The following is a 12211-nucleotide window of genomic DNA, read 5'->3' as shown; positions in this document are numbered from 1 at the left end:
GCCGCGAGCCCCGAGCGTGCGCGGCGTGGAGGTTGGAGTCCCGACCCGGAGTCCCCGAGGTTTCGCTCGAGGTCCTTCCTGCGCCGCGCGCGCGGGTGAGGCTTTAGGGTCCGCGCAGGATCTCGTAGCCGCCGAGCTCGGACCGGACCTGCCACCGCTCCAGCGAGGCGGCCCGGTCGAACCCGATCCGCTCGTAGTGGGCGCGCACCGCAGTCGCGGCCCGGTCGATCGCCTCCTGGCTCTCCCAGACCGCGAGCGTCACCACATCGAAGGCGGTCTGCCCACCCCTCTTCCGGAAGACGAGGTGACCGCGGAAGCCGGGGAGGGTCGAGATGAAGTCCAGGTTGCGGCGGGTGGCCTCCTCGAACTCGGCCCGAGAGGCGGCGGGTACGCTGAAGCAGTCGATGCGGAAGCGCAGCCGGGGATCGTCGAGCGCGGTGGTCAGCAGGGTCATGGCGATGGCCTCATCGGGTGGCGCGGGGTGATGGAGCCCTCCGGTGCGAGGAGCACTCGGTGGACGTTCGCGGCACGTGACTTAGGAGCCTCGCTCGGGCGCGGCTTGTACGAACTCATTGCCTTGCGCGCAGGCCCGCGCGCCGGCAAGACGGGAGGGTGCAGGTGCGGTCCTTCCAGCCGAGCGCGCGCCTCGCGCCGTTCGTCCACGCCCTCGAGATCGTCGAGGCGCGGGAGGAGGCGACGCGCACGCTGCTCCCCGAGCCCGGGATCGTGATCGGCCTCCGCTACGCCGGCTCGGCGGCGCTGCTCGAGGGGGCGGAGGCGCGCCGTCTCCCCGACGCCACGGTCACCGGCCTGCACGGGACCAGCCGCCGCGTCCGCACGTCGGCGGGGGGCGGCGTGGTGCTCGTGAAGTTCCGCGAGGGGGGAGCCGCGTCGTTCCTCGGTGTGCCCCTGCACGAGCTCCGCGGCGAGACGCTGCCCATGGACGCGCTCGTGCCCCGCGACGCAGTGGAGCGCGCCGCGGCGCGGCTCGCCGAGGCGACCTCTGCTGCCGAGCGCCTCGCAGTCCTGGAGGCGTTCCTCGTCTCGCGCTGGAGGCCGGGCCCGCCGGATGGGGTCGTCCAGGCCGCGATCGGGGAGATCCGGGCCCGTCGCGGCCACGTGCGCGTCGGCGAGCTCGCGCGGCGCCTGGGGCTCTCCCACGACGCCCTCGAGAAACGCTTTCGGCGGGACGTCGGCGCGTCGCCCCGGCAGCTCGCCTCGCTCCTGCGCCTGCGCCACGCGGTGGAGGTCCACCGCCGGGGAGCGACGCTGTCGAGCGTGCCATACGAGGCCGGCTACTACGATCAGTCGCACTTCATCCGCGAGTTCAGGGCCGTCACCGGCCAGCCCCCGGGCCGGCTCCTCGCGGCCGGTGAGCTCTGCTGACGGGGCGAGACGGAAGCAGGGGCTATCGGCGCCGCGGCGGGCAGGCCTTGGCCCAGAAACACCAAGGCCGGGACCCTTGTTCAGGATCCCGGCCTCGAGAGGTGGCGGGGTGTAGGGGACTCGAACCCCTGGCCTCCGGCGTGACAGGCCGGCGTTATAACCGACTTAACTAACACCCCAAGTCGAACACTTGGATGGGCGGAACAGGCTTCGAACCTGTGACCCTCGCCTTGTAAGGGCGACGCTCTACCCCTGAGCTATCCGCCCAAGGCGCGAAAGCGGTCGGGTTTCTAGCTTGAGCAGACCCGCGTGTCAACGGTGTGCCACGCGCCTGGGACGGGCCGCCGCGGCGGGCCTCCGGCGGGAGGTGGTGACGCTGGACCGGCCCGGGTACGCATGGTAACGGGGGCGCCACGGATGGCCTGGAAAACGGGGACGAAGGTGATCCACCGCGCGCAGCGCGGCTGGGGCGTTGGGGTGATCGTCCAGATCGCCGACGAGGGACGGCGCCTGGCGGTTCGCTTCGCCGGCCGCGAGGGGGTGACGGTCGTCTCCGGCCGCGACCCCGCGCTCACCGAGGTCCCGGCGGACACCCCGCTCGAGAAGGCGGGGGCCGGTGGACCGCTCGACGCCCTCGCCGCCGGCGAGCAGGCCTCCGCCGCCGCGTTCGCGCTCCGCACCCGCGTGAACCGGCTCGAGGCGCTCCGCCGCGCCGACTCGCTCGGCGCGCTGCTCTCGTCGCGCGTCCACGTGCTCCCGCACCAGGTCGGCGCCGCGGGCCGCATCCTCTCGGACCGGCTGCCGCGCTTCGTGCTCGCCGACGAGGTCGGCCTCGGCAAGACCGTCGAGGCGGGGCTCGTCTTCGCCGGCATGCGCCAGCTCGGCATCGCCGAGCGCGTGCTCGTGATCGTCCCCGAGCACCTCGCCTTCCAGTGGCTCGCCGAGCTGTTCCACAAGTTCAACGCGCTCTTCTCGCTGCTCACGCCGGAGCGGATCGCCGCCCTCGGCGGCGCCGAGGCGGCGCTCGCGCGCTCGCCCCACGCGATCGTCTCGTTCGAGGCGCTCCGCGACGACCCGGAGCTCGTGGACGTCGCGGCCGAGATCCCGTTCGACCTCCTCGTCGTGGACGAGGCGCACCACCTCGCCGACGACGCGCTCCACGCCGCCGTCGCGCCGCTGTGCCGCGCCTCCTACGGCGTGCTCCTCCTCACCGCCACGCCGGTGCGCCTCGATCCGCGCGAGTACTTCCGGCTCCTCTCGCTCGTCGAGCCGGTCCCCTCGACCACGCTCGACGAGTTCCTCGTCCGCCTCGAGCAGCACGACGCGTACGCGGACGTCGCGCGGAAGCTCCTCGCGGGCGGCTCCCCCGAGGACGCGCTCGCGCGGCTGCGCGAGCTCGCCCCCGGCGACGAGGTCTTCACCCGCGAGGAGCCCGCCGACCGCCTCACGCTCCTCTCCCACCTGGCCGATCGCTACAGCCTCTCCGCGCGCCTCATCCGCAACCGGCGCGTGAAGGTCGGCGCGTTCACCGCCCGCGTGCTGCGCCGCAAGGACGTCGGGGAGGGCGAGAAGCGCGCCGCGCTCGTGGAGCTCTGCGCCCGGCTCGCGAAGGGCGGCGAGAAGGTCCTCGTCTTCGGCCACGACGTCGAGGCGCTCCGCGAGCTGCAGGCCGGCATCGGCGGCGCCGGGCTCGAGGCGCTCCTCTACGACGACGCGCCCTCGCTCGAGGGGCGCGACCGCCTCGTCGCGCGCTTCCGCGATCCCGAGGGGCCGATGGTCCTCCTCTCCGGCGAGTCCGGCGGCGAGGGGCGCAACTTCCAGTTCGCGAGCCAGCTCGTCTGCGCCGACCTCCCCGAGTCGCCGCTCGTGCTGGAGCAGCGCATCGGCCGCCTCGACCGGCTCGGGCAGCACCGCCCGGTCGAGATCCACCTCGTGGTCGAGCCGGGCGAGGAGGCGTTCCTCGCCGACCTCTACGAGAAGGAGATCGGCATCTTCGAGGAGCCGGTCGGCGGCCTCGACGCGGTGCTCGCCTCGCTCCCCGAGGAGCTCGACGCGCTCCGCCGCAAGCGCACCGAGCGCACGCGCGAGGCGTTCCGGAAGGACCTCGCCGAGCGCGTCGCCGCCGCCCGCACGGCGCAGCACGAGGGCGACCCGCTCCTCGACATCCGCTCCGCCTCCCTCCCCGAGCTGTCGCGCCTCGTCACGAACGCGTTCGAGCGCATGGGCGAGGAGGTGCCGGAGGGCATCGGCGGGGCGCAGGCCGCGGGCGAGGCCGTGGAGCAGGCGCTCGTCACGCTCTCGCGCTGGCTCGAGGAGGAGCTCGAGGACCTCGCGACGGACGTGGGCCAGCGGATCGGCATGGAGGTGGACACCGACCAGAACGTCCACCCGTTCGAGGTCGCCTTCACGCTGGGCTCCGGCATGCGCATCGAGGCGCTCCCCGGGATGGAGATGCCGGAGGAGCCGGTCACCTACCTCGGCTCGTTCTGGCGCGAGACCGCGGTCGCCCGCGACGAGCTGCAGTGGTTCGCGACCGGGCACAAGCTCGTCGAGGCGCTGGTCGGGCTCGTCCGCGACGGCGAGGCGGGCCGCTCCGCCGCCTTGAAGCGCGAGTGGGCGCCCCGCCGCGGCGGGCTCTACGCGCGCTTCGAGCCGCGCCTCGCCTCGAGCGCAGACCTCGCGCCCGGCGCGCGCGTCGCCTCCCGCCAGGCGTCGCGCTACCTCGATCTCTCCCCGGTGTCGGTGCTCGTCGACCTGGAGGGCGTCCACAAGCACGTGCCCGGCGGCGCCCAGCGGCTCGAGGACGAGATCGAGGACGTGCAGGACGCGAAGGTCGGCGCCGCGCCGGCCGCGGTCCTCGAGGCCGCGCGCGAGGCGGCCGAGCGGGAGGCGCTCGAGATCCTCGCCCGGCGCCGCGAGGAGGCCCACGAGCTGCTCGCCTTCCACGCCGACTCCGAGGAGGAGCGGCTCATCGAGTCCGCCTTCCAGGGCGGCGCGCCGCGCGCCCGCATCGAGGGCGCGCTCGCCATCCTGCGCCAGCACCGCGAGATCGTGGCGCGGGCGATCGACAAGGCGAAGCTCGAGCTCGAGGCGGCGGCGGTCGTCGTTCCGTAGCCTCGGCGCACGATCCCTGCCTGCGACGGGCGGCTCCCCTAGGCGCAGAACCGTTCGATCGCGTGCGCCAGGATCTCCGCCGCCCGCTCGAGCTGCGCGATCTCCACGTACTCGCCGGTCCGGTGCGCCACGCGGATGTCGCCCGGGCCGAAGACGCACGCCTCGGCGCCGAGCCCGATCACCTCGGGCAGCTCGGTGCCGAACGGCACCGTCGTCGGCCGGTTCCCGCTCTCCGCCTCCAGGAAGCGCACGATCTCGGCCTCCGCGGGAGTGACCGCGGCGGCGTCGGTGCGGAGCGGCGTCACCTCGATCTGCACCTTGCCGCCGTTCGACCGCGCGAGCCGCGCGCAGGCGTCCTCGACGAGGCGCAGCGCCTTGCGCGGATCCTGCCCCGGGATCGGCCGCCACTCGTAGGTGAAGCGGCACTCGCCGGCGATGATGTTCCGCGCCTTGCCGCCCTGGATGACGCCGACGTTCCAGGTGGTGTGCGGCGGCGAGAACGCGCCGTCCGCCTCGGCGCGCAGCGCCTCGCCGATCTTCTCGAGCTCGGGGAAGAGCCGCCCGGCGGCGTGGATGGCGGAGGCGCCGACCTCCGGGTAGGCGCTGTGCCCCTCCACCCCGGTGAGCACCACCTCCACCGCGCAGTAACCCTTGTGCGCGCGCACCGGCGTGAGCGAGGTGGGCTCGCCCACGATCGCGTGGCGCGGGTGCACCCGGCCCTCCGCGAGGAGGCGCTTCGCGCCGAGGCAGCCGATCTCCTCGTCGGCCGTGAAGAGTAGGGAGAGCGGGTGCCGCCCCGGCGCCGCGCGCGAGGCGGCGACGAGCGCCGCGGCGAGGAAGCCCTTCGTGTCCGCCGCCCCCCGCCCGTAGATCCGCCCGTCGCGCTCCTCGCCGAGGAGCGCCTCGCCCCAGGTCGGGTCGAACGGCACGCAGTCCGAGTGACCGACGAGCGCGAGGCCGCCGCCCGCGGCCGGCCCGCGCCGGCAGACGAGGTTGCCCTTCTCGACGCCGTTCGCGTCCACCCAGGCCTGGCGGCGCGTCTCGAAGCCGAGCGCGCGCGCCTCGCGCTCGAGCAGGTCGAGCATGGGCAGGTTCGACCGCGTGGAGGTCGAGTCGATCGCGATGAGGGAGCGGAGGAGCGGGACGAGATCCATGGCGAGGAGCCTAGACGACCTGCGGCCGGCGCGCCGGCTTCTCGTCACCGCGTCAGCCGGCGCCCCACAGCCGGCCCATCGCCGCGCGGAAATCCGCGAGGATCCGCGCGGCGGGCACCCTCCCGGGAGCCGCGTCGCCGGCCGTGATCACCGCCTCGCCCGCGACGTGCACCTCCCGGATCGCCGTCCGCGCGAGCGCGAAGACCACCGTGGGGAGGAGCGCCTCGGGCGCCGCGCCGGCGATGGACGGGTCGTCGAGATCGACCGCCACGAAGTCGGCCGGCTCGCCCGGCGCGAGCGTCCCGCCGCGGAGCCCGAGCGCGCGCATGCCACCCGTGGTGGCGGCGCCGAGGAGCCGCGCCGCGAGCGTCCCCGCGGGCTCGTCGAGCACGTTGCGCTCCCCGCGCACGAGCCGGAGCTGCAGCTCGAGCGCGCGCGCCTCGCCGAGCAGGTCGATCTCCGCGAGCGAGTCCGCACCGAGCGCGAGCCGCGCGCCCGCCGCGACGAGCCGGTCGGCGGGGACGACCCCGTCGCCCAGGTTCCGCTCGGTGAGCGGGCACGCGCACACCGTCGCGCCCGCGGCGCCGATGGCGCGCACGTCGTCGTCGTCGAGGTGGATGGCGTGCACGAGCGTCGCGCCCGGGTGGAGCGCGCCGGCGCGGGCGAGGAGGGCGATCGGAGAGAGGCCGTGCTCGGCGCGGCAGGCGAGGACCTCCGCCGGTTGCTCGGCGGCGTGCACGTGGAGCGGGAGCCGCCGCCGCCGCGCCTCGGCGGCGAGCGCCGCGAGCCACGGCTCGGGGCAGGCGCGGACGCTGTGGGGCGCGACGCCGACGGTGGCGAGGGGATCGCCCTGGAGCTCCGAGGCGAGCTCGTCGAGCCCGGCGAGGTAGGCGTCCACGCTCGGCTCGACGAAGCGGCGCTGGAGCGGATCGGCCGGGAGGTCGTGGCCGGCGCGCGCGTAGGCGGCGCGCAGGAGCACGACCCGGAGCCCGACGTCGCGGGCCGCCCGCACGACCCGCAGGGCGAGCTCGGCGGGCTCGGCGTACGGGCGGCCGTGCGGGTCGCGGTGCAGGTAGTGGAACTCGCCCACCGCGGTGACCCCGGCGCGCGCGAGCTCGTGGAACGCCATCCGCGCGACCGCCTCGAGGTCGTCCGGGCCGAGCCGGTTCGCGGCGGCGTACATGGCGGCGCGCCAGCTCCAGAAGTCCTCGCGGCCCGCGCCGCGCCGCTCGGTCCGCCCGCGGATTGCCCGCTGGAAGGAGTGGCCGTGGGCGGAGACGAGGCCGGGGAGGAGGAGCCGGCGCGGGAGCGGGACCTGCTCGGCGCCCGGCGGCGGCTCGCCGACGGCCACGACCGCCCCGTCCCGGACGGAGAGCGCCGCGCCGGCGCGCAGCTCGCCGCCGGCGAGCAGGAGATCGGGCAGGTAGGCGCGCGTTGGGCCGGGCACGGGGGAGGCGCGGAGCGGCAGGCGAGCTATGATGCGCCTCGTGCCGCTCTCCTTCGTGAAGTACCACGGGCTCGGGAACGACTTCATCGTCGTGGACGGGCCCCTGATGGACCCCGACCGCGCCCGGCGCCTCTGCGACCGGCGCCGCGGCATCGGCGCCGACGGCGTCTTGACCGTCCTGCCTCCCCGGACGCCCGGCGCCGCCGCCACGATGCACATCTTCAACTCCGACGGCTCGGTGGCGGCCATGTGCGGGAACGGGATCCGCTGCGTCGCCCGGCACCTCGCCGAGACGCGCGGCCTCTCGGGCGAGCTGGTCATCGACACCGACTCCGGCCCGAAGCGCTGCGCCGTGCACCGCGACGCGGCCGGCGTCCCGTCCAGCGTCTCGGTCGAGATGGGGCCGGCGCGGGTCCTCGGGGACGAGGAGTTCCGGGTGGAGGGCGAGACCCTCCGCGCCGCGCGCGTCTCGATGGGGAACCCGCACGCCGTCCTCTTCGACGTCCCCACCCGCGAGCGCGCGGCCGCCATCGGGCCCGCGATCGAGCGGGCCGTGGCGGGCGGCGTGAACGTCGGCTTCGCGCGGCCGGGCCACGGGGGCGGGATCGACCTCGTGGTGTGGGAGCGGGGGGCGGGGCTCACCGACGCGTGCGGGACGGGCGCCTGCGCCGCGGCGGTGGCCGCGGTGCGCGCGGGCGCGGCGCCGGTCCGGACCCCGGTGGAGGTGCGGCTCCCGGGCGGCACCCTCGAGATCACCGTCGGCGAGGACCTCACGCGCGTGACGATGCGCGGCCCGGCCGCGCGGGTGTTCGCCGGCGAGGCGGACCTCTAGGGATGGCGACCGGCAGGATCCTCGTCGTCGACGACGAGCGGCTCTTCCTCGAGCTGTTCGGCCGCGCGCTCGCGAACGCCGGGCACGCCACGCGCACGGCCTCCTCCGCCGAGGAGGCGCTGGCGCTCCTCGCCGAGGAGCGCTTCGAGCTCGTGGTCACCGACATCGTCATGCCGGGCATGGACGGCGTCGCCCTCGTGCGCGAGGCGAAGCGGCGCGACCCCGAGCTCGAGGCGGTGGCGGTGACCGGGCGCGAGGACGTGCGGATGGCGGTCGAGGCCATGAAGGCCGGCTGCGCGGACTTCCTCACGAAGCCGGTCGAGCCCGAGGAGCTCGTCGCCGTCGCGGAGCGCGCGCTCGGCCGCGTGCAGCTCCGGCGCGAGCACTCGCAGCTCGTCTCCGAGAACCTCGACCTCACCCGCGCCCAGGCGCTCTACCGGCAGGGGCTGCAGATCCTCTCGACGCTCGACGGCGAGCGGCTCCAGGACCTGGCGCTCTCCGTGCTCGCACGCGTCACCGACGCGCAGGGCGCGGCGCTCTGGACCGCCGGCGAGCGCGGCGAGCTCCTGCTCCGCGCCTACCGCGGCGTGGTGGATCGCGCGGCGCTGCCGGCGCGGATCGACCCCGCCGGCGCCGAGTGGGCGGAGCCGCTGCGCGGCGGCGCGCCGTTCGAGGCGCCCTTCGCCGGCGCGGGCGAGGCCATGCTCGTGCCGCTCGTCGCGGACGACGAGCCGGTCGGCGTGGCGCTCCTCTCCGATCGCGCCGCCGGCCCCTTCGGCGCCGAGGAGCACCAGGCCGCCGCGACCATCGCCGACTTCACCGCCATCGCGGTGAAGAACGCGCGTCGCTTCCAGGCGGTGGAGCGGGTGGGCCTGCGCGACCGCGAGACCGGCGCCTACAACCTCGCCTACTTCGTGGACTACGCGGGCAAGGAGTTCTACAAGGCCCGCCGCTACGCGCGGTCCTTCTCGCTCGTGGTCCTCTCCCTCGACAACGCCGAGCAGATGCGGAAGGAGGCGGGGCGCGAGCCGTACCGCCGCGCGGTGCGCGACCTCGTCGCGGCGGTGGCGCGCGTGGGACGGGACGCCGACATCCTCGCGAAGGTCTCGGAGAGCGAGTACTACGTGCTCCTCCCCGAGACCGACCACTTCGGCGCGCTCATGTTCCTGCGCCGCGCGGTCGAGGAGGTCCGGCGCGAGGACGCGATCCAGCGCGTCGAGGAGCGCTGCCCGGTGCTCCTCTCCATGGGCGCCGCGACGTTCCCGAAGGACGGGGAGGACTTCGACGAGCTGCTCCACTGGGCGCGCGGGCGCATCCTGGAGCAGCGCGGCTCGCTCGTCCGCCGCCTGCACCTCGACGACCTCGACCCGGCCGCGTTCTGGGAGCTCTCGGACCTGCTGCTCTCCGGCGCGGGCCCCATCCCGGAGAGCTCGCCCTCCGCGCGGGCGCGCGTCGAGGGCGACCTTCTCGCCGCCGCCCAGCGCGAGGCCGCCCGCGAGATCGCGCGCGACCCGCGGGCGCGGGGGATGCTGTACGTCGGCGGGCAGGGCGGGCGCGGGCTCGCGGCGCTCGTGCAGGCGCTCCCGCCCGGCGACGCCGCCGCGCGCGCCGGGGATCCGTCCGCGCGGGTGTACCTGCTCGGCCCCCGCGGCCGCGACGCGGCGCCGGTCGTGCACCCGCTCGTCACCGAGGTCTACCTCGACGGCGACAAGCGCTTCGCCGATCACGCCTTCGTGCTCTTCCTCTCCGAGCACTCCGCCTACGCGCTCCTCGCCGGCCCCGGGGGCCGGGTGTTCCACACCTCCGACGCGCCGCTCGTGGACGCGCTCGTCGCGAAGCTCCAGCACCTCTACGACCTGCAGCCCCTCTAGCGAGGCGAGATGGCCCCCGGTCGCAAGATCCTCATCGCAGACCCCGACGCCGCGACGGTGCGCGCCCTCGCCCCGGCGCTGCGCCAGCGCGGCTACCAGGTCCACGCCGCCCGCGACGCCTCGCGGGCGCTGCAGATCGCGATCCTCCGCTTCCCCGACCTCGTCCTCCTCGACGAGCGCGCGGGGCTCCTCGACCCGCGTACCTTCGTGCGCATCCTCCGCACGAACCCGCGCACCGAGCGGATCCCCGTCGTCCTCACCGGCGAGAACGTCGATCCGGAGCGCGCGCGCCTCGGCACGTTCCTGCGCAAGCCGTTCAACCTCGACGAGGTCCTCGCCCGCATCGAGCAGATCTTCCGCCGCGTCGACGCCGCCCGCGCGGTCTCCGGCGAGACCCGCGAGATCGAGGGGAACCTCGCGCAGATCCCCATCGCCGACCTCCTCCAGATCCTCGCCGGGAACCGCAAGACCGGCCGGCTCACCGTGGAGCGCGAGGGAGAGCGCGCCGAGATCGCGCTCTCCGATGGGCGCGTCGTGGACGCCGCGATGGGCGCGGCGGTGGGCGAGAAGGCGCTGTGGCGGCTCCTCACCCGGCGCGAGGGGCAGTTCGCGTTCGTGCCGGGCGCGCTCGCCGGGCCGCAGCGGATCGACCGGCGCGTCGAGGAGCTGGTCCTCGAGGGGCTGCGCCAGGCCGACGAGCTCGCGCGGCTCCTGCCGGCGCTCCCGCCGCCCGGCGATCTCGTCGAGCTCGCCGTCCACCCGAGCGAGATCCCCGCCGGCCTGCACCCGGTCACCGAGGAGGTGGTCGCGCTCCTCGCCGGGCCGCGCCGCTTCCAGGACGTGGTGGACCGCTGCCGCGCCTCCGACCTCGAGACCGTCCGCGCGCTCGTCGCGCTCCTCGAGCGCGGCTACGCGCGCCGCCTCGCCGGACCGGCCCCCGCGGAGGTCACGCCGCTGCTCGGCCCGGCCGAGCTCCACGCGCTGCGGGCGCGCATCGCGCGCGGCCGCTCCTCCGGCGCGCAGGCGGTGGGCAAGGTCGTCCTCGCCGGCGGCGGCCCGCTCGCGCGCCGCGCGGCGCTCCAGCGCTTCCAGACCGTCCCCGGCTTCCACGCGGAGGTCGAGGCCCCCGCCGGCTTCGGCACGCTCGGGCGCGTCACGCTCGGCGAGGGCGTACGCCTCGACCTGACCGAGCTCCCCGGCGAGCGCGCGCAGCGGCCGCTCTGGCGGCCCTTCGCGGCGGGCGCCGTCGGCGCGCTCGTCCTGCTCCCCGCCGACGACGACGCGCCGCTCCTCGCCGAGCTCGCGAACGTGCTCCGCCTCCCCGTGGTCGTCTGCGGGCCATCCGAGGCGGCGGTGCCGGAGTCGCTCCGCCAGGCGCCGGGCGGATTCGCCTTCGAGGGGAGCGACGCCGCGGAGGGGCTGCGCGCGCTCCTCGCCGGCGCGGGCGCGCGCGCCGCGATGTACTGAGCGGGCGCGGGAGGAGCTCCAGGTGCGGATCCCGATCTGGCAGGTGGACGCGTTCGCCGAGCGCGTGTTCGCCGGGAACCCGGCCGCCGTGTGCGTCCTCGACGGCTGGCTCCCGGACGACACGCTCCGCGCGATCGCCGCCGAGAACGCGCTCTCCGAGACCGCGTTCCTGGTGCGCGAGGGCGACGGGTACGCCATCCGCTGGTTCACGCCGACGGTCGAGGTGGACCTCTGCGGCCACGCGACGCTCGCCGCCGGCTTCGTCGTGCTCTCCCGGCTCGAGCCCGGCCGCGCGGCGGTGACGTTCCGCTCGCAGAGCGGCCCGCTCGCCGTCGCGCGAGGCGAGGGCGAGCGCCTCGTCATGACGTTCCCGCGCCGTCCCGCGAGGCCCGTCGAGCCGCCGGAGCCGCTCCTCCGCGCGCTCGGCCGCCGCCCGCTCGCGACGCTCCTCGCGCGCGATCTCGTCGCGGTCCTCGAGAGCGAGGAGGCGGTGCGCGCCGCGGCGCCCGACCTCGCGGCGGTCGCGGCGCTCGACGCGGCGGGGCTCGCGATCACGGCGCCGGGGAGCCGCGGCGCCGACTTCGTCTCGCGCTACTTCACGCCCCAGGCCGGCATCCCCGAGGACCCGGTGACCGGCTCGGCGCACTGCACCCTCGCGCCCTACTGGGCCGGGCGCCTGGGGCGCCGCCGGCTGCTCGCGCATCAGGTGTCGCGCCGCGGCGGCGTCGTCGAATGCGAGGACCGCGAGGACGCGGTGGTGCTCGCCGGGCGCGTCGCGCCCTACCTCACGGGCGAGCTCGAGCTGCAGGGTCGCTAGTGTCCTGAGTCGGAAGTCCGTCGGCAGAATCGTTCAATGCTGGCGAGGATCTCGTCGGCGGACTTCGTCCAGACGAAGGGCTTAGGCGCCGCGTTCGTGATCGAGATGAACCGTTCGATCGCG

9 protein-coding genes, 2 tRNA genes and 1 pseudogene are annotated in these 12211 nt (G+C 75.8%); 6 read left to right on the top strand and 6 right to left on the bottom strand.

Translation table 11 applies throughout. The features are described 5' to 3' along the window. Nucleotides 1-103: 103 nt before the first annotated feature. Nucleotides 104-454: an antibiotic biosynthesis monooxygenase family protein gene (locus MLV88_RS19775; RefSeq protein ID WP_242334622.1), complete on the bottom strand. Its 351-nt coding sequence runs from the start codon at nt 452-454 to the stop codon at nt 104-106. A 158-nt stretch (nt 455-612) separates the two neighbouring features. Between MLV88_RS19775 and MLV88_RS24710 the strand changes: the two genes are divergently transcribed. Further along, nucleotides 613-1386, top strand: coding sequence for a helix-turn-helix domain-containing protein (locus tag MLV88_RS24710; protein WP_243338428.1), 774 nt, complete (start codon nt 613-615; stop codon nt 1384-1386). A 102-nt stretch (nt 1387-1488) separates the two neighbouring features. Here the strand turns inward: MLV88_RS24710 and MLV88_RS19765 are convergent. Then, nucleotides 1489-1565 (bottom strand) — tRNA-Asp (locus tag MLV88_RS19765). Between the two features lie 16 nt (nt 1566-1581). Next, nucleotides 1582-1653 (bottom strand) — tRNA-Val (locus MLV88_RS19760). Nucleotides 1654-1803: 150 nt separating this feature from the next. On the opposite strand from MLV88_RS19760, the gene MLV88_RS19755 reads away from it, so the two are divergent. Then, entirely contained in the window at nt 1804-4500 is a 2697-nt protein-coding gene (locus MLV88_RS19755) for an SNF2-related protein (protein ID WP_242360515.1), read from the top strand. A gap of 38 nt (nt 4501-4538) precedes the next feature. Here MLV88_RS19755 and argE read toward each other — a convergent pair whose 3' ends face one another. Then, entirely contained in the window at nt 4539-5654 is a 1116-nt protein-coding gene (gene argE, locus MLV88_RS19750; protein ID WP_242360514.1) for an acetylornithine deacetylase, read from the bottom strand. Nucleotides 5655-5706: 52 nt separating this feature from the next. Further along, entirely contained in the window at nt 5707-7101 is a 1395-nt protein-coding gene (locus tag MLV88_RS19745) for a formimidoylglutamate deiminase (RefSeq protein WP_242353041.1), read from the bottom strand. A 31-nt stretch (nt 7102-7132) separates the two neighbouring features. Between MLV88_RS19745 and dapF the strand changes: the two genes are divergently transcribed. From dapF to MLV88_RS19725, 4 genes are read left to right on the top strand one after another with little or no spacing between them, the layout of a single operon-like run. Beyond that, nucleotides 7133-7933, top strand: a complete 801-nt coding sequence (gene dapF, locus MLV88_RS19740) for a diaminopimelate epimerase (RefSeq protein WP_242353043.1) — start codon at nt 7133-7135, stop codon at nt 7931-7933. A gap of 2 nt (nt 7934-7935) precedes the next feature. Continuing rightward, the gene (locus tag MLV88_RS19735; protein ID WP_242353045.1) at nt 7936-9804 is read left to right on the top strand and encodes a GGDEF domain-containing response regulator; all 1869 of its coding nucleotides are present in this window, start codon (nt 7936-7938) and stop codon (nt 9802-9804) included. A 9-nt stretch (nt 9805-9813) separates the two neighbouring features. Beyond that, complete coding sequence (locus MLV88_RS19730; protein ID WP_242353047.1) at nt 9814-11271, top strand: DUF4388 domain-containing protein; 1458 nt, start codon at nt 9814-9816, stop codon at nt 11269-11271. Nucleotides 11272-11293: 22 nt separating this feature from the next. After that, entirely contained in the window at nt 11294-12088 is a 795-nt protein-coding gene (locus tag MLV88_RS19725) for a PhzF family phenazine biosynthesis protein (protein WP_242353049.1), read from the top strand. On the opposite strand, the pseudogene MLV88_RS19720 reads toward MLV88_RS19725, so the two are convergent. Continuing rightward, nucleotides 12085-12211, bottom strand: a pseudogene (locus MLV88_RS19720) (IS630 family transposase); the annotation flags it as partial. The gene MLV88_RS19725 and the pseudogene MLV88_RS19720 sit on opposite strands and share 4 nt — an antisense overlap.

Source organism: Anaeromyxobacter soli (assembly GCF_022808855.1).
GTDB lineage: Bacteria > Myxococcota > Myxococcia > Myxococcales > Anaeromyxobacteraceae > Anaeromyxobacter > Anaeromyxobacter soli.
Note: the sequence above shows the minus strand (reverse complement) of the source record. Positions and strands in the feature narration are given on the sequence as shown.

Excerpts from the sequence above, each read along its gene's own strand:
- MLV88_RS19775 (WP_242334622.1), bottom strand. The coding sequence starts at position 454 with ATGACCCTGCTGACCACCGCGCTCGACGATCCCCGGCTGCGCTTCCGC.
- MLV88_RS19755 (WP_242360515.1), top strand. The coding sequence starts at position 1,804 with ATGGCCTGGAAAACGGGGACGAAGGTGATCCACCGCGCGCAGCGCGGC.
- argE (WP_242360514.1), bottom strand. The coding sequence starts at position 5,654 with ATGGATCTCGTCCCGCTCCTCCGCTCCCTCATCGCGATCGACTCGACC.
- dapF (WP_242353043.1), top strand. The coding sequence starts at position 7,133 with ATGCGCCTCGTGCCGCTCTCCTTCGTGAAGTACCACGGGCTCGGGAAC.
- MLV88_RS19735 (WP_242353045.1), top strand. The coding sequence starts at position 7,936 with ATGGCGACCGGCAGGATCCTCGTCGTCGACGACGAGCGGCTCTTCCTC.
- MLV88_RS19730 (WP_242353047.1), top strand. The coding sequence starts at position 9,814 with ATGGCCCCCGGTCGCAAGATCCTCATCGCAGACCCCGACGCCGCGACG.